15 protein-coding genes are annotated in these 22581 nt (G+C 73.9%); 6 read left to right on the plus strand and 9 right to left on the minus strand.

From position 1 onward, the window contains the following. Positions 1 to 596: flavin reductase family protein (locus ABT116_RS07745; RefSeq protein ID WP_351629342.1), on the minus strand; the 596-nt coding region annotated here is incomplete at its 3' end. A gap of 188 nt (positions 597 to 784) precedes the next feature. Between ABT116_RS07745 and ABT116_RS07750 the strand changes: the two genes are divergently transcribed. Both ABT116_RS07750 and ABT116_RS07755 read left to right on the plus strand, forming a co-directional pair. Continuing rightward, positions 785 to 2386 (plus strand): aspartate aminotransferase family protein, encoded by a 1602-nt coding sequence (locus ABT116_RS07750; RefSeq protein WP_351629345.1) that lies wholly within the window; start codon positions 785 to 787, stop codon positions 2384 to 2386. Positions 2387 to 2576: 190 nt separating this feature from the next. Beyond that, positions 2577 to 5150, plus strand: coding sequence for a BTAD domain-containing putative transcriptional regulator (locus tag ABT116_RS07755; RefSeq protein WP_351629347.1), 2574 nt, complete (start codon positions 2577 to 2579; stop codon positions 5148 to 5150). On the opposite strand, the gene ABT116_RS07760 is transcribed toward ABT116_RS07755, so the two are convergent. From ABT116_RS07760 to ABT116_RS07775, 4 genes are all read right to left on the minus strand, one after another. Beyond that, complete coding sequence (locus ABT116_RS07760; protein WP_351629350.1) at positions 5103 to 5687, minus strand: hypothetical protein; 585 nt, start codon at positions 5685 to 5687, stop codon at positions 5103 to 5105. The two genes, ABT116_RS07755 and ABT116_RS07760, sit on opposite strands and share 48 nt — an antisense overlap. A 482-nt stretch (positions 5688 to 6169) precedes the next feature. After that, positions 6170 to 8563: an AfsR/SARP family transcriptional regulator gene (locus tag ABT116_RS07765; RefSeq protein ID WP_351629352.1), complete on the minus strand. Its 2394-nt coding sequence runs from the start codon at positions 8561 to 8563 to the stop codon at positions 6170 to 6172. Positions 8564 to 8593: 30 nt separating this feature from the next. Continuing rightward, positions 8594 to 9370 (minus strand): thioesterase II family protein, encoded by a 777-nt coding sequence (locus ABT116_RS07770; RefSeq protein WP_351629354.1) that lies wholly within the window; start codon positions 9368 to 9370, stop codon positions 8594 to 8596. Then, complete coding sequence (locus tag ABT116_RS07775; RefSeq protein WP_351629357.1) at positions 9313 to 9987, minus strand: NADPH-dependent FMN reductase; 675 nt, start codon at positions 9985 to 9987, stop codon at positions 9313 to 9315. Before ABT116_RS07775 ends, ABT116_RS07770 begins: the two co-directional genes overlap by 58 nt. A 174-nt stretch (positions 9988 to 10161) precedes the next feature. Here ABT116_RS07775 and ABT116_RS07780 point away from each other — a divergent pair, with 174 nt between their 5' ends. From ABT116_RS07780 to ABT116_RS07790, 3 genes are all read left to right on the plus strand, one after another. After that, on the plus strand, positions 10162 to 13401 hold the full coding sequence (locus ABT116_RS07780) for an AfsR/SARP family transcriptional regulator (RefSeq protein ID WP_351629359.1): 3240 nt from the start codon (positions 10162 to 10164) through the stop codon (positions 13399 to 13401). 218 nt (positions 13402 to 13619) lie between these two features. Next, positions 13620 to 13895, plus strand: coding sequence for a DUF3253 domain-containing protein (locus ABT116_RS07785; protein ID WP_351629362.1), 276 nt, complete (start codon positions 13620 to 13622; stop codon positions 13893 to 13895). A gap of 180 nt (positions 13896 to 14075) precedes the next feature. Then, positions 14076 to 15911, plus strand: coding sequence for an AfsR/SARP family transcriptional regulator (locus tag ABT116_RS07790; protein WP_351629365.1), 1836 nt, complete (start codon positions 14076 to 14078; stop codon positions 15909 to 15911). 121 nt (positions 15912 to 16032) lie between these two features. On the opposite strand, the gene ABT116_RS07795 is transcribed toward ABT116_RS07790, so the two are convergent. Beyond that, on the minus strand, positions 16033 to 16575 hold the full coding sequence (locus ABT116_RS07795) for a hypothetical protein (RefSeq protein ID WP_351629367.1): 543 nt from the start codon (positions 16573 to 16575) through the stop codon (positions 16033 to 16035). A 75-nt stretch (positions 16576 to 16650) separates the two neighbouring features. Then, positions 16651 to 17937, minus strand: a complete 1287-nt coding sequence (locus tag ABT116_RS07800) for a 4'-phosphopantetheinyl transferase family protein (RefSeq protein WP_351629370.1) — start codon at positions 17935 to 17937, stop codon at positions 16651 to 16653. 194 nt (positions 17938 to 18131) lie between these two features. On the opposite strand from ABT116_RS07800, the gene ABT116_RS07805 reads away from it, so the two are divergent. Continuing rightward, entirely contained in the window at positions 18132 to 19130 is a 999-nt protein-coding gene (locus ABT116_RS07805; protein ID WP_502983837.1) for a TauD/TfdA family dioxygenase, read from the plus strand. A 79-nt stretch (positions 19131 to 19209) separates the two neighbouring features. On the opposite strand, the gene ABT116_RS07810 is transcribed toward ABT116_RS07805, so the two are convergent. After that, a complete protein-coding gene (locus tag ABT116_RS07810) occupies positions 19210 to 21771 on the minus strand; it encodes an FtsX-like permease family protein (protein ID WP_351629372.1) in 2562 nt (853 codons plus the stop codon). Continuing rightward, a complete protein-coding gene (locus ABT116_RS07815; RefSeq protein ID WP_104781330.1) occupies positions 21771 to 22550 on the minus strand; it encodes an ABC transporter ATP-binding protein in 780 nt (259 codons plus the stop codon). Before ABT116_RS07815 ends, ABT116_RS07810 begins: the two co-directional genes overlap by 1 nt. Between the last annotated feature and the right edge of the window lie 31 nt (positions 22551 to 22581).

Genomic DNA, 22581 nt, shown 5'->3' on the forward strand with positions numbered 1-22581 from the left:
GAGCGGTCCCGTGTCAACCGGCTGTGGGCCAACGGCTTCGCGGCGGCGATGGACAAGGCCCTGGCCGGCTTCCCGAAGCGGCCGTTGACGAAGAGCAGCCCGTCACTGGTCGCGCCCTCGCCCGCCGCCAGCACGGTGCCGATGAAGATGGTGTGGTCGCCGAACGCGTGCGACTCGGTCAGCTCGCACTCCAGCCACGCCACGGAGTCGTCGAGCAGCGGCGCACCCGTGTGCTCGCCGGGGCGCCAGTCGACGCGCTCGAACTGGGCGGCGCCCAGGGTGCGGCTCTTGTCGGCGAAGTGCCGGGCGAGCGGCTCCTGGTGGGCTCCGAGTATGTTCACGGCGAAGCGCCCGGCCCCGGTGAGCGCGCCGTGCATGACCGCGCTGTGGCCGACGCTGCACAGCACCGACGGGGGGTGGAGGGAGACCGAGCTGAAGGCGTTCGCCGTCATGGCGTGCAGGTGCTCCCCGCCCACGGTGAGGACCGTGACGCCGGTGGCGAAACGGGACATCACCCCCCGCAATCGGTCCGGGCGTACCGGTTCGTGCCCGGAACGCACGGCAGCGTGATCGAGTTCGGCGGACGCGGAATTCATGCCACTCTCCGATGGGTCACGGGACACGTCTGTGCCGTCCGCACGGAAGGGGCAGCCGGCACGATCAACGTAGTCGTGGCGTCTCGCGGTACCTTCATGCGCGGGTAACCGGTGGGCCTTCTGTGACCGGCCGTCACCGATGACCTTTCAATGACCGGACGTTTACCCGCCCATCGGACCCTGAGGGCATGACTGAGACCTCCGCCGCAGCCGCGGAACGCGAACTCGCCGAGCCCTATCTGCGCCAGGTACTCGACACCGCGGGACTGGCGGTGGAATACGTGCGCGCCGAGGGGAACACCCTGTACGTACGGGACGACGACGGCACCGAGTTCCCGGTCGTGGACTTCGCCGGCGGTTACGGCTCGGTGCTTCTCGGCCACCACCACCCCGAGATCACCGCGTACGCCCGGCGGCTGCTCGCCGAACATACACCGGTCCACGCCCAGTTCTCGCGCCACCCGTACGCCAACCGGCTGGCCGCCGAGCTGAACCGCATCATCGCGCGTGAACTCGCCGATGGTGAGCCTTATTACGCCATCTTCGGAAACAGTGGCGCGGAAGCGGTGGAAGCCGCCGTGAAGCACGCCGAACTGGACCGGGGCATGCGCGTGTCCGAACTGCTCGGCTCCGTCGACGCCGAACTCGCCCGGGCGCGGGCCGCGGTGGCCGACGGGTCCGCCACCGTCCACGGGGAGGCGGCCGCTCGCCTCGGAGTCGCCCTCGCCGCCGACGACAACGACACCGTCCGCCTGCTGGAGGCGGCGATCAGGCGCCGCAACGACGAGACCGCCGCTGCCCCGCCGCTGTTCCTCGCCCTGGAGGGCGGCTTCCACGGCAAGCTCGCCGGCAGTGTGCAGCTGACCCACAACGAAGGCTACCGGCTGCCCTTCAAGTCCCTCGGCGCACAGGCGCGGTTCGTCCCGCACGACAGCCCCGAGGACCTGAACGCGGTCTACGCGCGTGAACGCCGGACCCTGCTCGGCCTGAACACGGAGAACGGCAGGGTCACGGTGACGGAGCACGGGTTCCCGGTGTTCTGCGCCTTCCTCGTCGAGCCCATTCAGGGGGAGGGCGGAATTCGCGTCCTGTCCCGCGAGTTCGCCCGGGAGATCCAGGAGTTCTGCGCCCGGATCGACTGCCCCGTCGTCGTCGACGAGATCCAGAGCGGAATGGGCCGCACCGGTGCCCTGCTCGCCGGCTCCCGGATCGGCCTGCGCGGTGATTACTACACCCTGGCCAAGACCCTCGGGGGCGGCATCGCGAAGGCGTCCGTGATGCTGGTGCGCGAAAAGCGCTACCGCCGGGACTTCGAGATCGTGCACAGCTCGACCTTCGCCAAGGACAGTTTCTCCTGCCACATCGCCCTGAAGGTCCTCGAACTGCTGGAGAGGGACGGCGGCGCGGCCTACCGGCAGGCCGAGGAGCGCGGTGCGGCGCTGCGCGCGAAGCTCGACGCGCTGCGGGCGGAATTCCCCGACGTGGTGGAGGACGTACGCGGACACGGGCTGATGCAGGGCCTGGAATTCCGCGACCAGTCCGACGCGTCCTCGCCGGAACTGCGGCAGATCGCGCAGAGCGGCCTGTTCGGCTACTTCCTGGCGGGCCATCTGCTGCGCCGGCACCGGGTGCGGACGTTCCCGACGGCCAGCGCGGTCGGCACGTTGCGTTTTGAACCCTCGATTTTTGTCACAGACGCCGAACTGGAACAGCTGTACGCAGGACTGCGTGACGTGTGCACACTGTTGCGCAAGCAGGCCGGCGACGAACTCACCGCCGCGGGCCGCTGATCGACCCCTGGGTCCGCCGCCTCCCCCCACCGGCGGACTCCCAGGGCACACTCCGGCCGGGTGCCGGCCGCGACCGGGCCGGCCACCAGGGCGGAAGCAGTACGGGAAGCGGACCGCGTCGACGAGCCGTCAGGCGAGACACCGGTCCCGGGTGACGCAGCACGCCGGAGCAAGCGAGACGGGGGAGTTCATGCAGTTCCGCCTACTGGGGCCGCTGGAAGTCGAGCCTGTGGGGGGACCGCCGGGCAGCCTGGTGGACCTCGGCGGGCACCGGCAGCGCGCCGTGCTGGCGTATCTCCTGCTGCAGGCGAACAAGGTGGTGTCCACCAGCCAGATGCTGTCGGCCCTGTGGGCCGACGACGAAGCGCCCATGACCGCGCGCAAGATCCTGCAGAACGCCGTGTGGAAGCTGCGCGGCGTCCTGTCGCGTCCGCCGCGGGACGAGCAGAGTCCCGAGTTGCTGACCCGCGCGCCCGGCTATCTGCTGCGGGTGCCCCAGCAGCGCGTCGACCTGCTCGACTACGAGCAGCGGGTGGTGACGGGCCGGGCGGCCCTGGCGACGGGCGAGGTGGAGCGTGCCCGCCGCTCGCTGGGCGAGGCGCTGGCCCTGTGGCGCGGTCCCGTTCTCTCCGACCTGGTGGAGGAAGGTATCTGCTGGCCGGAGCTGTCGGCCCTGCAGAACCGCCGGCTCGATGTCATGGAGGACCATTTCGAGGCCGCCCTCGCCTGCGGCCGGCACCAGCTGGTCCTGCCCGACCTGGAGAGCCTGGTGGCCGCCGAGCCGCTGCGGGAACGCGCCTCGGGGCAGCTCATGGTGGCCCTGTACCGGTGCGGGCGGCAGGCCGAGGCGCTGGCGGTCTTCGGCCGGGTGCGCACCGCGCTCGTGGAGGGGCTCGGGCTGGAGCCGGGGCGTGAACTGCACCGGCTGCAGCAGGCGATCCTCACGCAGGACGCGATGCTGGAGGTGCCCCGCGCGGTGGGCGGCCGGGAGCCGGTGAACCTCGCCCCGCTCCCCCGGACCGCGGCGGCCCTGCCCGAACCGGCCGCGGACCCCGCCGCCCCGGTGGCCCTCGCACCGGCGGCAGCAGCGTCGGCGTCCACGCGGGCCGAGCACACCGAGCCGCGCACACCTGCCGAACCGTCCCCGCCCGCGAGCCGGGCCCCACGCACCGAACCGTCGACACCCGCGAGCCGGGCCCCGCACCACCGACCGCCCGCACCCGCGAAGCAGGACGCACGCACCGAACCGGCCACGGCCGCCGTCGGGGCCCCACACCACCAACCGGCCACACCCGTCAGCCAGGCCCCGCACCACCGGGCGGCCAAGCCTGCGAACCAGGCCCCACGCAACCGACCGCCCGCACTCGTGAAGCGGGCCGCGTGCTCCGAACCGCCCGTGCGCGTCGAACCGGCCGCGACCGTGGAGCGGGCCGCTCCGGCCACCGAGGTCTCCTCCCCCGGCCGGCGCGAGTCCCGTACCGCCAGCGTGGTCATGTTCCGCTTCGGGCTCGGTGCGGAGCTGGGGCGGGTGCTGGCCGAGGACCGGGACCGGGTGCTCGACGCGCTGACCCAGATCGCCCGGGAGAAGACCGAACTCCACGGCGGCCGGGTCACGGCCGTGCTGGGTTCGACGGTGCTCTCCGTGTTCGCCGAGGGGACGGACCCGGCCGACATCGCCGAGCGCGCCGTCCGCACCGCGGCCGCCGTCCGCGACAGCCTGAGCGTCCCCACCGGCACGCTCGCACCGCCGCAGGCCGCCGTGCGCGGCCTCACCGTGCACGCGGCCGTGGCGTCCGGCGAGGCCCTGCTGCCGCGCCGGCCCTCGGACGACCCGCCGCCGCCCTGGAGCGGCGGCAGGCTCGTCGACACCTGCCGGACGATGCTGGCCCATGTGCAGGCCGGGGAGATCCACGTCTGCGAGGAGACCCACCGGCAGGTCGAGCAGGCGGCGACGTTCCGGCGCGCCTGCGCGTCCGCCCTGGCCCCGTGGGAGTTGCACGCGCTGCACGACGCCGTCACGGACCTGGCGTGGGGCCCGGCGGGAGCCGCCGCCCACGTCAGCGAGCTGGAGCTGATGCACCACACCCTGCTGCACACCCTGCAGCGTTCGACGGCACATCTGATCACGCTCATCGAGGGGTCCGGCCGGGCCCGGACGCGTCTGCTGATGGAGTTCCAGCGCCGGGTCGAGGAGAGTCACGGCGGCCCGGCGCGGGTACTGGCCGGCACGGTTCCCGCGCCGCACGCCGGCTCCGCCCTGTCGGTGCCGGCGGAGGTCCTCGCCGCCTACTGCGGCATCGGCCCCGGCAGTTCCGAGCCCCACACCGCGGCGCTGCTGCGGTCCACGCTCGACCGTCTCGGCGGCGACCCGGCCGTCGCGGCGGACCTGTACGCGCCGCTGGTCCGGCTGCTGTCGCCGCAACGGTCGGCGCACGAGCGGGAGATGCCCGGCGAGATGCTCCGGGCCTGGGGGACGTTCCTGGTGCGGGCGGCGCGCGAGCAGCCCCTGGTGCTGATCTGGGACGACCTCCAGCACGCCGACGACACGCTGCTGGACATGGTGGAGCGGCTGACGCAGACCCACGCGGGTGTGCCGCTGCTCACCGTCGTCGGTGCGGACTCGAGGCTTCCTGACCGGCGGCCGGGCTGGGCCACCGCGCACCCGCGCACGGTGACCCTCAGCCTCAGCCCGCAGACGGGCGACGCGCTGGACCGGCTACTGGAGTCGCTGCTTCCGCCGGTCCGGGAGTCCGAGGTCGCCTGAGCGTTTCCCGCCCGTGCCGGTAAAGCGGATGGCACGGGCGAGGGCGCCCAGCGCCCGTGTGCCGTCCGCGGACCCGTCGGGCAGGACGTCCGCGGCCGATTCGACCAGCAGGGACCCCGCCAGAGCCGCCCAGGGGGCCGTCGTGCCGGCGCGCACCGGTGCGGCGGACCCGGCCTCGCCGAGCACCCGCCGCGCCCAGGCGGTCATCCGGGTCCGTTGCGGCGCGGTGACACCCGGCACGGCCCTCAGTGCCCCACCGAAGCGGGCCAGTATCTCCGCCGTGTGCTCGGTGAGCAGGGCGTCCCGCTGCGCCACGGTGCGCCCGGGCGGGCGGGCGAGGGGCTCGGAGTCGTCCCGCCGCCCGGGCTCGGCCTCCCGGGGCCGGCCGGCCCGGCTCAGCCCTTCGTGCAGGGCCGCGGCGAACCGGGCCCCGACGAAGACGGCCAGCGGGGTGTCCATCTCGCCGGGGCCGGGGGCCCGCCCGGGCCGGGGTGAGGCGTGCGCCGGACGGCGGGTCTGGGGAGCTGCGATGTCCATGCGGACAGCACATCAAGTCCCGTCCACACGCCACCCATTCGCGACTCCTCGAACCGGTCATCACAGGAGCACGGCAAGCCCGGTGCTCCCCCGGCATCTGGAAGTCGCCACCCCGGCGAACACACACCCCGCCGCCCGGACGGGCGCCACCCTGCGAACACAACCCCACGACCGGGACGGCGCCACCCTGCGAACACCCCACGACCGGGACGGCGCCACCCTGCGAACACCCCACGACCGGGACGGCGCCACCCTGCGAACACCTCCCGGCATCCGGACGACGCCACCCCGGCGAACACACACCCCGCCACCCGGACGGGCGCCACCCTGCGAGCACCCCCCGGCATCCGGACGGCGCCACCCCGGCGAACACCCCCTGCACCCGAACGACGCCAACGGGCGATCACACGCCCACCAGGAGGCGCCACCCCGGCCGCCCCGGCCACGCCCACCAGGAGGCGCCACCCCGGCCGGCCCGGCCCTCACACCGCCCGGCGGCCGGGGCGTACCTCGACCGGCTCGGCTGTCTTGCCCCGGAACCCCGCGTGGATCCGGCCGGACGGTCTCGCCCGCTCCTCCTGCCGCCGGGGGCGGCAGTCCGGAAAGGGCAGCGTGCGCCGCGGCAGCGGAGCGGCGGCGGCCGGCTCGCGCGAACTGGACAGGGTCAGCCGGCTGGCGTGTTCGCAGGCGCTGCCCCAGATGGGCCGGCGTCGCAGCAGTTCGGAATGGCCGCACGCGACGACCAGCAGGGCACCCGTGCCCGAGCCGCCCAGCCTCTCCGCCCAGTCCAGCACCGCGTCGTCGGCGAGGTGCAGGTCGTCCAGGCAGAGCACCACGGGGCGGTGCCGTGCCTCGTGCTCGATCACCTCGCCCCAGGCGGCGAGCAGGTCGGCCCCGCGCCCGGGCGGGAGGGGGTGGGGTGCCGGTGCCGGGCACGGCACGCGCAGCAGCCGGGCCGCGTCCACGTCGGAGTCGGCGGCGGAGCGGACCACGGTTCTGATCCGCTGCTCCTGCGGCTCGAGCCGCGCCACGTGCCGCTGTCCCCACGCCTCCGTCAGTGCGGCCGCGACGGCGACGGCGTCGTGGCCGCCCCTCGCAAGGCGCGGCCGTACGACCCGCACCCCGTCGGCGTCGCCCGCGACGCGGTGCTCGAACTGGGCGAGCAGACGGGTCTTGCCTGCCCCGTGATCGCCGAGCACCGTCAGCATGGAGGGCACGCCGTGGTGGCGCGAGTACTCCAGCAGGTTCTCCAGCAGGGCGAGTTCGGGCCGGGGCCGGGTGCCGGTGCCGGGCCCGGCGGGCTCGTCCGGGTGCAGGGCCCGGGCCCTGCGGATGCCGGGGGTGCCGTCGGCGTGGGGCGACTCGTCGTAGCTCACCCACGCGCCGGTGTCGCCGGCCACGTCATCGCTCACGTACAACTCGCCCTCGGGGACACCGTAGAGCAGCCCGTGCGCCTTGTCCAGCAGGGTGCCCACCACCGAGACGGCGGCGTTCGGGTCGTGCGGGTCGTGCCGCACGATCGCCTTGCCGGAGATCACCACGGCCCGCATCACCATGCCCGCCCGCAGGGCCAGTTGTTCACGGGCCGTGAAGGCCGCGCGCACCGCGTTCAGCGACGCCTCGGGGCGTTCGGACCGCAGCCCGAACAGCGCGGCGCACAGCCCGCCCATGGAACCGACGACCGTCCCGGAGCGGTCCTCGACGCTCTCGGTGAGCACGGTGACCGCGTCGTGCAGGGAGGTGTCCAGCTGCTCGCTCCCCATGGCCGCCGCGTCCCCGGCGGACTCCGTGCACACCACGAGCACGCACACGTCCCGCCGCTCGGCGACCGCACCCCCCTCGGCGAAGCCGAAGCCCGTTGCCGAGCCCGGCTGTTCGACGCTGTGCGCGGCACCGACGGACAGGAGGGCGGCCGCCCGCACGGGTTCGGGTGCTCCGGCGTCCGGCCCGGCCGCCCCGGGGGCCACGGCGCCCGGCCCGGACGTCCCCGGAACCCCGGTGTCCGCGGTGATCCGGACGGACGTCCGCGCGGCCCCCGTGTCGCCGGCCGGGTGCCGTCGCGCGGTGCCCGTCCCGGGGGCGACCGGCTCCGGGCGGGTTTCGGTGGGGCAGGCCAGCGCCTGGTCATGGCGCAGGATGCGGTGCTGCAGGGTCTGCAGGGCGGCGGACGGCTCCAGGCCGTACTCCTCCACCAGGGCCAGCCGGACCCTGCTGAACACGCTCAGCGCCTCCGCCTGCCGGCCGCAGCGGTACAGGGCGAGCATCAACTGCCCGCACAGCCGCTCCCGCAGGGGTTCGGCCTCGGCCAGCGAGGTGAGTTCACCCAGCACGGCATGGTGCCGGCCGCACGCGAGCTCCGCCTCGAAGCGGTCCTCCATGGCGTCCAGGCGCAGTTGCCGCAGCGCCGTCAGCTCGGCCCACTCCACGCCCTGTTCGGCCAGATCCGACAAGGCCGATCCGCGCCACTCCGCCAGGGCCTCCCCCAGCAGGTCGGCCGCCTCGGCCGCCTCGCCCGCGTCCAGGCGTGCCCGGCCCGCGGCGACGGCGCGCTCGAAGCGGGTCGCGTCGAGCTGTTCGGGGTCGACGCGCAGGACGTAGCCCGGTGCCCGGGTGAGCAGCCGGGGCGGCTCGTACCCGTCGCCGTCACCGCTCTCCAGCAGGGCCCGCAGCCCCCATACGGCGTTCTGCACCATCTTGCGCGCCGTGACCGGCCTCGCGTCCTCGGGCCACAGGGCGTCCAGGAGCTGACTGGTGGCGACCACCTGGTTGGCGTGGAGGAGCAGCAGTCCGAGGACCGCTCTCTGCTTGACGCCGCCCAGCGGCAGACCGCGCCCGCCGCTCACCACCTCGAGCGGCCCGAGAACCTTGAACTCCACGCCTAACCCCCGTACGTCGAACACCCGTGATCAGTCATGGCAGGCGTCGTTGCCCGCCCGAGCGGCGCTCGCCGAGCGGACGCCGCGCAGTACCACCTCGGCCACGTCGTCGAGCCGCTGGTCCACATAGAAGTGACCGCCGGGAAAGACCCGCACCTCGGTCTCGGCGCGGGTGAACGCCCGCCAGCGGGCCGCCTCCTCGACGGAGACGACCGGGTCGGCGTCGCCGCACAGCACGGTGACCGGCGTGTGCAGCGGCTCCCGGGGTGTCCAGGAGTACGCGGCGAGGGCCGCGTAGTCGGCTCGCAGAGCCGGCAGCACCATTGCCACCAGCTCGGGGTCGTCGAGCAGGGCCACGCCGGTTCCCCCGAGCCGGCGTACGGCGGCCAGGATCGCCTCGTCGTCCGGGAGCACGTCGTGCGGACTGCGCCGCGGTCCCGGTGCCCCCCGGGCCGACAGGAAGAGCCGGCGGGGTGGCCGGGCCCCGCGCTCCTCGAGGATCCGGGCGGTCTCGTAGGCGATCAGCGCGCCCATGCTGTGGCCGAAGAACGCGAGGGGCGCCGCCGTTTCCTCGTCCTGCAGTTTCCGGGCCACGGTCGCGGCGAGTTCCCCGATGTCCGCCACGGGTGTCTCCAGCCGGCGGTCCTGGCGGCCGGGGTACTGCACGGCCCGCACCTCGACGTGCGGCCGGAGCAGCCGGGACAGCGGCAGGTACGCGCTGGCCGCGCCCCCCGCGTGCGGGAAACAGATCAGCCTGAGAGCGTCGGGCTCGGGATCGCCGAAACGTCGGAACCACTGGCCGTCCATCGCGCGTTGCGCTCCTGTCTGATCGTCTGCGGTACGTGGTAGCCGCGCTCCGCCCGGGCCCGGTGCAGCACACCGGCCCACCAGCTGAGGCGGTCGAACATCAGCCGGGCCGAGACGTCCCAGTCGTCGGGGGCGGCCAGGGTGCCGTCGGGCCCGAGGCGCTCCCAGTAGTTGTGGAAGCTCACGGTCTCGTGCACCGGGACGGCGTGGACCTCGCCGAAGACCTGGCGCAGGGCGGCCACCGCGCACAACCCGCTGGAGGGTCCGCCGTAGGAGAGGAATCCGACGGGTTTCGCGTGCCACTCCTCGTCGTACCAGTCGATCGCGTTCTTCAGGGAAGCCGGGAACGTCTGGTTGTGCTCGGGGGTGACCACCACGAACGCGTCGGCCGACTCCAGCCAGGGCGCCAGGTCCTTGACGGCCTGGGGCCGGGGCGCGGACGGGTCGGCGGACATCACGTCGGGCAGCCAGGCCGTGGCGAGGTCTATGACGTCCACGTCGAAGTCGGGTCGCAACCGGGCCCGCGAGGCCAGCCATTCCGCCGCGACGTGCCCGAACCGGCCTTTCCTGATGCTGCCGATGATGATCGCCAGCCGCAGTCGTTCATTCTCGGCCACCTGCCCCCGCCTTCCGCACCAGCGCCGAACCGCATTCCTCGGGGAACCCTGGCATATGCCCCTTCGGATTCGCTTCGGACGACTTCGGAAACGCTGCGGGAAAGCTCTTCGGGGCGGTGGCCGAGGCCTTTTCGTCGCACGTCACGCCGGTCGTCGGCCGGTTACGCTGAGATCATGGAATTCGGGGTGCTGGGGCCGCTGGAGGTGCGCACGGACGAGAGTCGTCTCGTGCGGGTACCCGAAGTCAAGGTGCGCATGCTCCTCGCCGATCTGCTCGCCCACAACGGGCAGGTCGTCCCGGCGGCGCGGCTGATCGAGGACCTGTGGGGCGGCTCGACGTTCACGGCCCGGCCGACGGCGTCGCTCCAGGCCAAAGTCTCCCAGCTGCGGCGGGCGTTGGAGGACGCGGAGGCGGGGGGCCGCGAACTGATCGCGCACCGGCCGCCCGGATACGTCCTGGACATCCCGGCCGGTGCGCTCGACGCCGGGCGGTTCCGCGAACTGGTCGCCCGGGCCAGGTCCGGCGCCGACCCGGTGACGCGGGCGGCGCTGTACACCGAGGCGCTGGCACTGTGGCGGGGCCCCGCCTTCGCCGAGTTCGCGGACCAGCCGTCCGTGCGGCCGACGGCGGCGAGCCTGGAGGAGGAACGCCTGACGGCGGTGGAGGAACACGCCGGGGTGCGGCTGGAGTTGGGCGAGCACAGTCTGCTGGTGGGCGAGTTGACGGAGCTGGTGGAGCACCATCCGCTGCGCGAGGGCCTGCGGGGCGCGCTGATGTGGGCGCTGTACCAGGCGGGGCGCTCCTCCGACGCGCTCGACTGCTTCAACGACCTGCGACGCCGGCTCGACGAGGAGCTGGGGCTGACACCGGGGCCGTCTCTGGAGGCGCTGCGGCAGGCCATCCTGCGCCACGACCCGGTGCTGGCCCGGCCGGAGCCGCCCGCGCCGTCCGCCGCGGTGGTGCAGGCGGGACCGGCACCGACGGGTTCGGCCTCGCCCCTGGTGGGCCGTGAGCAGGACGTCCCGGCGATCCGGGCCCTGCTCTTACAGCGCCGCCTGGTGACGCTCACCGGCCCGGGAGGGGTCGGCAAGACGCGTCTCGCCCAGGCCACGGCGGAGAGTCTGGCGGGCGCGTTCGGCGAGGGCACCTGGCTGGTGGAGCTCGCGGACGCCGGGGGCCTGGAGCGGTTCGCCGGTGCGGAGGCGCTGGCCGAGCAGGTGATGGCGACGCTGGGCATCCGGGAGAACACCTCCGACGACGACGCCAGGGGCCCGGTCGACCGGCTGGCGAACGCGCTGGCCGGGCGGCGGCTGCTGCTCGTGCTGGACAACTGCGAACACGTCGTGGAGGCCGTCGCGCACCTGGCCGGCCTGCTGCTGAGCCGGGCGCCGCACCTGCGCATCCTGACGACCAGCCAGGAACCCCTGCGCACCCGTGACGAGACGGTGTACCCGGTGGCGCCGCTGTCGCTGCCCCCGGAGAATCACCCGGACCTCGACGCTCTGACGAGCGCGGGGGCCGTACGTCTCTTCGTGGACAGGACCAGGGCGACGGACCCGGACTTCGTGCTGGACGCCACCACCGCGCCGCTAGTCGCGGATGTGTGCCGACGCCTCGACGGCATCCCGCTCGCCCTGGAACTGGCCGCCACGCGTGTGCGGTCGCTGGGCATCCGGGAGCTGCACGACCGGCTCGACGACCGTTTCAAGGTGCTCAACAGCGGTTACCGGGACGCCCCTTCACGCCACCGGACGCTGCAGGCCACGCTCGACTGGAGCTGGGGCCTGCTCGACGACCGGGAACGGACCGTGCTGCGCAGGCTGTCGGTGTTCGGTGAGGGGTGCGGGCTGCGGGCCGCCGAGGACGTGTGCTCCGGCGGTGGCGTGTCCTCCGCCGACGTCCTCGACACGCTGAGCCTGCTCGTGGAACGCTCCCTGGCCGTCCGCACGGAAGGGCCGCAGGGTCCGCGCTACCGGCTGCTGGAGTCGGTCGCGGTCTACGCGCGTGACAAGCTCGCCGAGTCCGGTGAGCACGCCGAGACCGCCGCCCGGCACCTGCGCCACTGCGTCCGCCTCGCCGAGCGGGCCCGGCCGCATCTGCACGAGCGGGAGCAGTCCCGCTGGTTCCAGTACCTGGACCTGGAGGCGGCGAACGTGCAGCGCGCACTGGCCGAGGCCGACCGGTCCGGGGCCGCGCAGGAGGCGCTGCGCCTGGTCAACTCGCTGACCTGGTACTGGTACGTCCGTGGCCGGCTGGGCGAGGCCCGCAGGGCGCTGGCGACGGCCCTGGACACGCCGGGCGAGGCCACGCCCGAGGAGCGCGTGGAGGCGGAGTTCTGGTACACGGGCATCCGGCTGCTGCTCGGCGAGCACGACCGGGAGTGCGACGCCCTCCTGGAGGAGGATCCGCCGGAGTCGACCCTGGAGTCGACCAGGGCCCAGTGGTTCCTGGCGCACGCGCAGTGGACGGTGGGGGCGCTGGTCAAGGGCGAGCAGCGGGTCGAGCGGGTGCTGGTCCGCTTCCGCACCCTGCGTGACGCGTGGGGCACCGCCGCCGCGCTGACCACGCGCGCGTGCTTCGCCCTGGCCCGCGGGGACCTGGAGTCGTTGCGCGGCAACGCCGAGGAGGCCCGCGCCCACTTCGCGGAACTGGGCGACCTGTGGGGCCGGCTGAAGACGACGGACGTGCTGGGCAGGCTCGCCGAGATCAACGGCGACTACGATCTCGCCGCCCAGCTGCACCGGGAGAGCCTGCGCATCGCCCAGGCCCTGGAGACCTGGCCGGAGATGTCCACGAAGCTGTCCGGTCTCGGCCGGATCGCCCTGCTCACCCAGCGCTACGACGAGGCCGACGACCTGCACACGCGCGCGCTGCGGATCGCGGTCGGGCAGGGCAACCAGCCGGCCGAGCAGTTCGCCGCGCTGGGCCTCGCGCTGAGCGCCCGCCGCCAGGGCCGGCTGGACGCCGCCGAGGAGTGGCTGCGGCCCTGGCTGGCCTGGAACCGCCGCCGTGGGGACGGCCCCGGTCTCGCGCTGGTCCTGGCCGAACTGGGCTTCATCGCCGAACAGCGCGGCGACGCCGACCGCGCCCTGGCCTGTCACCGGGACGGCCTCGCAGCCGCCGCGACGACCAAGGACCCCCGTTCGGTCGCCCTGGCCCTCGAGGGCCTGGCGGGCGCGTACTCCCTGTCCGGCGCGACGGAACGGGCGACCCGCCTCCTCGGCACGGCGGCGGCGACCCGGGAACGGGCCGGCGCCCCGCACCCCCCGGCGGAGCGGGGGGACGTGGAGCGCATCGCGGCCCGGCTGCGCGCCACGATGGACGAGGAGACGTACACGAGCGAGTTCACCGCCGGCACCCGGCGCACCCATGAGGCGGAAGTCCTGGCGGAGACGCACCCGCGGACACCGTGAGCGGGCAGCCCTCCACCCGGCCCCCTGGGCACGTCGCGATCATCGCGGACGTCCGTCGCCGTCGGCACCGCACCGCGCCCCGCGTGACAGCCGCCGGGAAGCGCTGCGCCACGTCGGTCCGGCCGCTGGATCCTTCATCGATCCATGGCCCTCGGCCGAAGCAGTGGCCGCTCGGAAGGATCCTCCGCCCTCGCGCGAACGGTGCCACACTGGATTGCGTGGCGGAGACGGACCGGCAGCTTGCTCAGCGGCTGGAGCAGGTCATCATGGACCTGCTGGAGCGACGTGCGGCCACTGCTTCGATCTGTCCGTCCGACGCCGCGCGCGAGGTCTACGAAGGCGACGACGGAGGCTGGCGGGCGTTGATGGAACCGGCCCGCCGAGCGGCCTGGCGTCTGGTGGCGGTCGGCAAGGCCGAGGTGACCCAGGCCGGCCGGCCCGTCGCGGAGACCGAAGCCCGCGGACCCATCCGCATCCGTCGCGCGGGGCGGTGACGGCCCGGCTTCGCAGGTGCCGGCCCCGTGGAGATCGGCGGGCAGACGGACGGTCGATCTGCGGTGGAGATCACGGCACACAGACCCGGGAGCGACCGCGCCCGCAGCGATAACCCCGCGATAACAGCGCCTCCTACCTTCTTCACTGTAGGAATGGCCGCACCAGAAGGGGGGTGCCCGATGGAGTTTCTGGTCCTAGGGCCGGTGGAGGCTGTACGGGACGGCGAACGGGTTGCCCTCTCCGGGTCCAAGATTCACACGGTGCTCGCCGCCATGCTGCTGGCGCAGGACCGGGTCGTGTCCGACGCGCGGCTCAGCTCACTGCTGTGGGGCTGGGATCCGCCGGCGACGGCGAGCGCGCAGATCTACACGTACATGTCCCGGCTGCGCAAGCAGTTGGGCGACGAGGCCGAGATCGTACGACGGCCTCCGGGGTACGTGCTGCGCGCTCCCGGCGCCCTGGTCGACCTGGTCGAGTTCCGGCGGCTGGAACGGGACGGTCGGCGGGCGCTGGCGGAACGGCGGTTCGAGGAGGCCTCGGAGTCGCTGCGCCGGGCGCTGCGGCTGTGGCGGGGGCCGGCGCTCGCGAACGTCACCGAGCACCTGCTCGACGCCGAGCTGGCGCCGCTGGAGGAGGAGCGCATGCTCGCCCTGGAGTCCCGGATCGAGGCCGATCTGGAGCTGGGGCGGCACGAGCAGGTGACGGCGGAACTGACCGGGCTGGTCGCCTCGTTCCCGGTGCGGGAGCGGCTGCGAGCCCAGTTGATGACCGCGCTGTACCGGTGCGGCCGGCAGGCGGACGCGCTGCACGTCTACTACGAGGGGCGCGGCGTCCTCGCCGAGCAGCTCGGCATCGACCCCGGCGAGGTGCTCGGATCGACGTACCAGGCCGTGCTGGGCGGAGAGTTGGGGCTCGGGCGGAGTGCCGGAGATCGAGCCGGGCGGACCGGTCCGGTGCCCTCGATGCTGCCGGCCTCCGACGGGGAACTCGTCGGACGGCAGCACGAACTGCGGGCACTGCGGGAGCGGCTGGGGCACGAGGAGCCCGCACAGCGGCGCATCCTGGTGACCGGCATGGCAGGGATAGGCAAGACCGCGCTCGCGGTACGGGCCGCCGCCGAGAACGGGGAGCACTTCCCCGACGGGCTGCTCTTCGCCGAACTCTGCGGCTCGGACGGCGCCCCGCGGGCTCCGCGCGCCGTGCTCGCGCAGTTGCTGCGGGCGCTCGGCGAGGGCGACCCCAACCTGCCCGCGGGCGATCTGGACGAGCTGGTACGGCTGTACCGGACGCGGACCGCCGGCCGGCGGCTGCTGCTGGTGCTGGACAACGTCTCCGGCGACCGGCAGCTCGCTCCGCTGCTGCCGGCCGGGCCGTCCGCCGTCCTCATCACCAGCAGGCGGCGGCTGGCCCGGGTGACGGCGGGCGACACGTTCGCGCTGCCGTTGCTGGACGAGGAGGCGGGCCTCGACCTGCTGGCCGCCCGCGCGGGACGGCAGCGGCTGCTGGAGGACCCGGACCGGGCCGAGGACCTGGTGGCGTACTGCGGCGGGCTGCCGCTGGCGCTGGCCATCGCGGGCGCCCGGCTGGCGGCCCGGCCGCACTGGACGGCGGCCCGGCTGGCCGACCGGCTCGCCGACCCCGCCGCCCGGCTGGCCGAACTCGCCTTCGGCGACCTCGACCTGAGCCGGGTGCTGGGCTCCTCGGTGGAGCAGCTCGGAGCGGTCGAGCGGTCGGTGTTCGGGGCGCTCGGCGCAGCGGACGGTGAGCCGTTCCCCGCGCGGTGGGCCGGGGACCGGCTCGGACTGTCGGAGGACACGGCGGAGAACGCCCTGGAGTCCCTCGTCGACGCCGCGCTCCTCGAACTGTCCGGACTCGACGACCAGGGACGGCCGTTGTACCACTGCCACGAGCTGGTACGGCTGCTCGCGGCGGCGGCCTCGCGGGGACCGCGGGAGCAGCAGTCCGCGCCGGCGCTCGCGGCCCCGCGGGGCATGCCCGTCGCCGGGGCGGGGTGAGCCGGCCGTGTCGCTCTCCCTGTTCCTGTTCGTGTACGTGGCGCTGCCCGTGTGCGTGTGCCTGTACGCGGTCTCCTTCTCGGCGTCGCCCTCGTACGGGGAGTCCGGTGAGCCGGACACGTCACCACGCCCCGCGGGCGCGGGCGCGGGTGAAGCCGGGGCCGGCCGTCAGCAGGGCCGGGGCGATGATCTCCTGGGCGATCCGCCAGGCGTCGGAGACGACGCGCTCGCGCGGGGGCCGCGGGGACTGCGTGACGGCCAGCGCGGTGACCGACCAGACCGCGGCCACGGCTGCGGCCGCGCGGACGTGGGGGGCCGGGCGGGCGGGGCGGATACCGGTGCCCGAGACGTTCATGCGCAGACCGAGTTCGGCGGCCTGGCGGTGCTGCGCGGAACGGGCCGCATCGGCGTCGGCGTGGCTGAACACAGTTGCCGACAGCGGGTGTTCGTAGGCCGCGCGCACCCAGGTGGAGAACCGCAGCCGCTCCCGGTTCTCCCAGCCGCCGGGCGCGGACGGGCCGGGGTCGATCCGCTGGACGGCCTCGGCGAGGGTGTCGAAGTACGCGGCCAGCTCGGCGGCGGACAGGTGACCTGTGTGGGGCCTGGCGAGTGCGGTGTCGAGGTCCGCGGGACGGGCCGGCGGTGCGACGGATTCCGTGGTCATGATGCGTGACGTCCTCTCTCGGAGTGCGGTCGGGACTGCGGCCGGAGCCCGGGGTGCCGGGGGTGGGCCGCCGGGTCACGGGCCGGTGGGCGGGTGGAGGTGGACCGGGCCGCGGGCCGCGGGGCCGGCCGCGCGGGCCAGGGCCACCGCGAGGTGGTCGGAGAGGCGCAGGTCCTCCACCGTCCACTCGGTGGGGCGGCCGATGCCGTGGTGGGTGACGCGCAGCGGGCCGTCCCGGTCCGGGTGGGTCTCCAGCTGGTCCAGTTCCGTGCCGACGAGGCCCACGCCGACCGCCTTGACGACGGCCTCCTTGCGGGTCCAGACCCGGTGGAACGCGGCGTGCCTGGCCGGGCCCGGCGCCATGGCGTCCAGATGGCGCCGCTCGGCCTCGGTCAGTACGGACCCGGCGAACAAGGTCTCGCGCACCGGGCGCAGCGCCTCCGCGTCGACGCCGATGGCGAGACCGGCGCCGACCACGAAGACGCCCCAGCCGGCCGTACGGCTCAGGCTGATCGCCAGCGGGAGCGCGGGGCGCACCAGCAGCGGCGGGCCGTGGTCGTCCGCGCCGCAGCCCGGGCAGCGCCGGTGTCCCAGCCGGGCGGTGGCCGGGGAGATGTCGAGCAGTTCGCCCAGCGCGCGGCGGGCTCCGGCCCGGGTGCGCACGAACTCGGCGGCGTCCCGTTCGGCGAGCATGCCGAGGGCACGCCGGAACTCGTCCGTGCCCAGCAGCGCGAGGTCGGCGGGATCGACCCGCTCGGGGCAGCGCCACCACCACACGTGCGCCTCGCCTCGGGCGATGATCCGGTCGACGGCGGCGGCCGGGTCCGCGCCCGGATCCGCTCCGGCGCGCACGCCGGGGCCGACAACGCCGGGATCCGCGGGGGCGTTGTCGCCGAGGCGGGGGTCCTCCTCGGCGGTACGACCGCCGCCCGGGTGAGCGACGTCGCCGCGGGCGCCGACGTCCGTGCCGGGGTGGGCACTTCCGTCGGCGGTACGGGCCTCGCCGTGGCCGGCATCCTGCCCGGTGGCGCCGGTCTCATGGAGGTCGGCCGCCCGGCCCGACAAGGTGCTCTCAGGGCCGGCGCCGTCCCCGCCGGCCCGGGCCGCCACACTCGACGGCAGGTCCGCACCGGCCGCGAAGTCCGCAGCGGCCGCGTGTTCCGCGCGGCCGCCGGGGACGCGGCCGGGCCGGGGCCGTTCGCCAGGCCGAGTCGCACCCGGCGCACCCTCTTCCCCGGCTGCCGCACCCGGCCCCGTCCTTCCGCTCCCCCGGACCCGCGCAGTGGTACCCGCGGTGGTGCGGGGCTCCTCTTCTGCCCTGCCGGGGGTGTCCGCCCGGCCTCGATCGCGTGGGGGTGTCATGTCCCGCGTCTCCTTTCCGCACCCGTCCGCCGGGGCGACCGGGCTGTTCAGATGTGCTCAGATGCGTACGGTCACTGTTCTCGAGCCTCCTCCCCAGGACTATTGACGGCCTATACCGACGGCCCATAGGGGCGCGATAGGACGGGCTCCCAGAATTGCCGGGGAAATTGCCGACAACCTGAGGAATCTCTCCTATGACTCAGATTCAGATGCTGGGTCCGGCCGCGTCGAACACGGTGACCGGGCTTGAACTCAGCGAACGGGAAAGGGAGCAGCTGGTGGCATTGACCCGCCGGCTGACCGGTCCGGGGCATCCGCTCATCGACAGCTCCGAGTGGCTGGGCGCGGCCCTCGCCGTCTCCTCGTCGATGCCTCGTACGCTGCTGGCCACGCTGCGCGCGTTCCGGCACGATCCGGGTCAGGACGGGGTGCTGCTGCTGCGCAATCTGCCGGTGGTGGCGGGCGATCCGCTGCCGCCGACGCCGAGCGTGCCGAATTCCGTCGAGCGCGTTCCGACGACCGCCGCCTCCGTCATCACCTCGCTGATGCTGCAACTCGGCGAGGTGATCTCTTTCCGGAGCGAGAAGAACGGCGCCCTGGTGCAGAACGTGGTTCCGGTGCCGGGCCGGGAGGAATCCCAGAGCAACGCCGGTTCCGTACTCCTTGAATTGCACGTGGAGAACGCCTTCCACGACAACCGGCCCGATTACGTGGGGCTGCTCTGCATACGGGAGGACCCGACCGGCGACGCGAAACTGTGCACCTCCTCCGTCCGCCGCGCGCTGCCGCTGCTGTCGGAGGAGGTGCGCCGGGTGCTCGCCGAGCCGCGGTTCCTGACCGAGCCGCCGCCGTCGTTCGGCAGCCTCGACAGCGTCCGGTCGGCGCACCCGGTGCTGCTGGGTGACCCGGAGGACCCCAACGTGCTGGTGGACTTCGCCGCCACCCACCCGCTGGACGACGCGGCGAAGGCGGCGATGGCGGAGCTGCGGGAGGCGTTCGTCGAGACGATGACGGCGCACCGGCTGCGGGTCGGTGACTTCGCCGTCGTGGACAACCGGGTCGCGGTGCACGGCCGTACCTCCTTCGTTCCGCGCTACGACGGCGCGGACCGCTGGCTGGAGCGGGTCTACGCGCACCTGGACAACCGCCGTAGCCGGGTGGACCGCAAGGGCGGTGGCGCGGTTCTGGACTAGGACAGGACGGCGACCCACGGCTGAAGGGCCGGCCCCGCGGGGCCGGCCCTTCAGCCGTGGGTGCCGTGGCGGGGTGCCGTCACTGGCGGGAGCCGATGACGTCCGCGGGGCGGCCGGTCAGCGACAGCCGGCCGGGTACGACCGTCGCCAGCAGGGCCAGGGCGCCGGCGAAGCCGAGGACACCCAGGTACATCCACGGGTCGACGGAGGGCGCCGCGGTGCCCGTCATGCCGATGCTGAACGCGGTCAGGACGGCGAAGGCGATGCCGCTGCCGAGCGCCGCAGCGATGATCACCACGACCAGGGACTCGATGCGCAGCATGCCCATGACCTGCCGGCGGGTGGTGCCGACCAGGCGCAGCAGGGCGAACTCGCGGAAGCGGTCGGAGACCGACATGGCGAGCGTGTTGACCACGGCGATCGCGGTGAACGCGATGATCAGCCCCATGGCGACGTAGTTGACCTCGGCGTTGGACTGCTGCACCTCGGCCTGGAGGTCCTCGACCTGGCCGCGGTCCAGGACGCCGACGCCCGGGTACGCGCCGACGGCCTTCTGCAGCTGCTCTCGGCCCGCCGTGCCGTCGTCGGCGGTCTGGACGAGGACGGACGAGGCGAGCGGGTTGTCGACGTGCCGCGCGACCAGGTCGTGGGCCATGGTCAGGTCGCCGAAGCCGAGTCCGCGGGCGTAGACGGCGGCCACCTTCAAGGTGACGACGGTGCCGTCACCGAGGGTGATCTTGAGGGAGTCGCCGGGCTTCTTGCCGAGGTGGTCGGCGGCGACCTCGCTGAGCGCGACGCTGCGCGTGCCGAAACCGGCCAGTGTTCCCTCGCTGACGTCCGGGTCCCAGTTCTTCCGCAGGCCGTCCGTGGACACGCCCTGCGAGGGGTACTTGTCGAGGCCGACGCGGACGGTCGTACGGACCACCTCGGTGATCGCGGTGACGCCGGGGGTGCCGCGCAGCGCGTCGGCGGCCTGCTCGGGCACGCCGGGGCCGGAGGAGGCGACGACCCAGTCGGCCCGGTTGCCGTCCTCGGCCTGGGCCGAGGCGGCGTCGCCCATCGTGGTCTGCACGAACAGCACCGTGCAGGCCATGCCGATGAGCAGGGCCAGCGGGGTGATCGCGGACGCCATCCGCTTGGTGTTGGCGCGGACGTTGGCCGTGGCGAGGTGGCCGGCGACGCGCGAGGCGCGCAGCGGGACGCCCAGGACCGCGACGGCCAGCCGGGCGATGACCGGGCCGAGCAGGGACACCGCGACCGCCAGCACCACGACGGTCAGGAACGTCACCGGCGTGGACGCCGGCTCGGTCTTCAGCACGCTCAGTACGGCCAGCAGCACGACCCCGCCGGCCAGGGTGAGCGCTCCGGCGAGGAAGCGGCCCCACGCGAAGCCGGTCCGCTCCATGGCGGATTCGGCGAGCGCCTCGGCGGGCCGGATACGGGCGGTGCGGCGGGCGGAGATGCGGGCCGCGGCCCAGGCGCCCAGCAGGGCGGCGCCGACGGCGGCGGCGAACGGGAAGAAGCTGAAGGTGACCTGCAGGGTGTCGGGGATGGTGCCGAAGCCGACGAACTTGTGGTGCAGCCAGTACGCGATCGGCAGTCCGGCGACGGCGCCGAGCACCCCGGCGAGCAGACCCACGATCAGGGCCTCGCGGCCGATCAGCTGTCGTACCTGCTTGGGGGTGGCGGCGATGGCGCGCAGCAGGGCCAGTTCGCGGTAGCGCTGCTGGATGGAGAGGGCGAAGGTGCCCACGACCACGAGGATCGCGACCAGCAGCGAGGTGCCGCCGATGGCGCCGCCCATGGAGACGAGCTTGATGCGGGCCTTCGCCGCGTCCAGGAACTCGACCGGGCCGCGGTCGCCGCCGGTGACGACCTGGGCGGTGGTGCCGTCCAGTGCCTTCTTCACCTGGTCCGCCAGTTCGGCGGTGCCGACGCCCTTCGCGGGCAGCACGCCGACCGCGGTGATCTGGCCGTCGCGGCCGGAGAGCCGCTGGGCCTCGGGGGTGGAGAAGAACAGCGAGGTCTGCTGCTTCAGGTCGCCGCCGGCGGGTGCCGCGATGCCGCTGACGGTGTAGGTGCGGGGGGCGTCGGTCGACTGCACGGTGAGCTTCGAGCCCGTCTTCAGGCCGGTACGGCCGGCGAGTTCGCGGTCCACGACGACGTCGGCGGCGGACGCGGGCGCGGCGCCGTCGACCAGCGTGAACGGGGTGAGGGCGGCCGAGGCCCAGGCGTGCCCGTAGGAGGGCTTGCCGTCGACGCCCTCGACGACGCGGCCTTCGGGGCTGACCGCGTAGGCGGGGAAGGTGATCTCGGGTACGACGGCCCGGGCGCCGGGCACCTTCTCCAGCGCTGTGACGGTGGAGCCGGGCAGCCAGACGCGTTCGGCGAGCGGCTTCGCCTTGTGCTTGGTCTTGGTCTTGCCCTTCTTCTTCTTGACGGTGGCCTGGTGGACGTTCTGGTCGCCGCCGACGATCACCGGGGCGGCGGCGTAGCGCTCGGTGCCGATGGTGCCGCGCAGGCCGGTCTCCAGGAGGATGCCGCACGCGGTGACCAGGGCCGCGGCGCACATCAGCGCCAGGAAGGCGCCGATGAATCCGCCCTTGCGGGACCTGAGTGTCTGGAAGGCGTAACGCAGCATCAGGCCCACGCTCCCAGGTGCGTCATCCGGTCCGCGACGCGCTCGGCGGTGGGGGCGTGCATACGGTCGGCCAGGCGGCCGTCGGCCAGGAACAGGACGGTGTCGGCGTACGAGGCGGCGACGGGGTCGTGGGTGACCATGACGACCGTCTGGCCGGTGTCGTCCACGCAGGACCGCAGCAGCGAGAGGATCTCCTTCGCCGTGACGGTGTCCAGGGCGCCGGTCGGTTCGTCGCCGAAGATGACGTCGGGGCGGGTGATCAGGGCGCGGGCGATGGCCACACGCTGCTGCTGGCCGCCGGAGAGTTCCGCGGGGCGGTGGCCGGCCCGGCCGCCGAGGCCGACGCGGGCGAGGATCTCCTCCAGCCACCGCTTGTCCAGGCGCTCGCCGGCCAGCCGCAGGGGCAGCTCGACGTTCTGGCGTACGGAGAGGGACGAGATCAGGTTGAACGCCTGGAAGACGAAGCCGATGCGCTGGCGGCGCAGCTTGGTCAGCTGGGTCTCGTTCATCCCTCCGAGCTCTGTGTCACCGATCCAGGCGCGGCCGGAGGTCGGCTTGTCGAGGCCGGCCGCGCAGTGCAGGAAGGTCGACTTGCCGGAGCCGGACGGGCCCATGACCGCGGTGAACGAGCCGCGCTCGATGCCCACGGAAACGCCGTCGAGGGCCCGGACGCCACGGCCGTTCCTGCCGTAGACCTTGCTGACCTCGTCCAGCCGCAGGGCGTGGCTCCGGGTGACGGTGCCGCTGCGCGGCTCGGTGTTGGTCCTCTCGGTCATCATGCGTGACCAGTCCTCTCCATCCATCGTCGCG

This window comes from Streptomyces sp. NPDC002130, from assembly GCF_040296465.1.
Classification (GTDB): Bacteria; Actinomycetota; Actinomycetes; order Streptomycetales; family Streptomycetaceae; genus Streptomyces.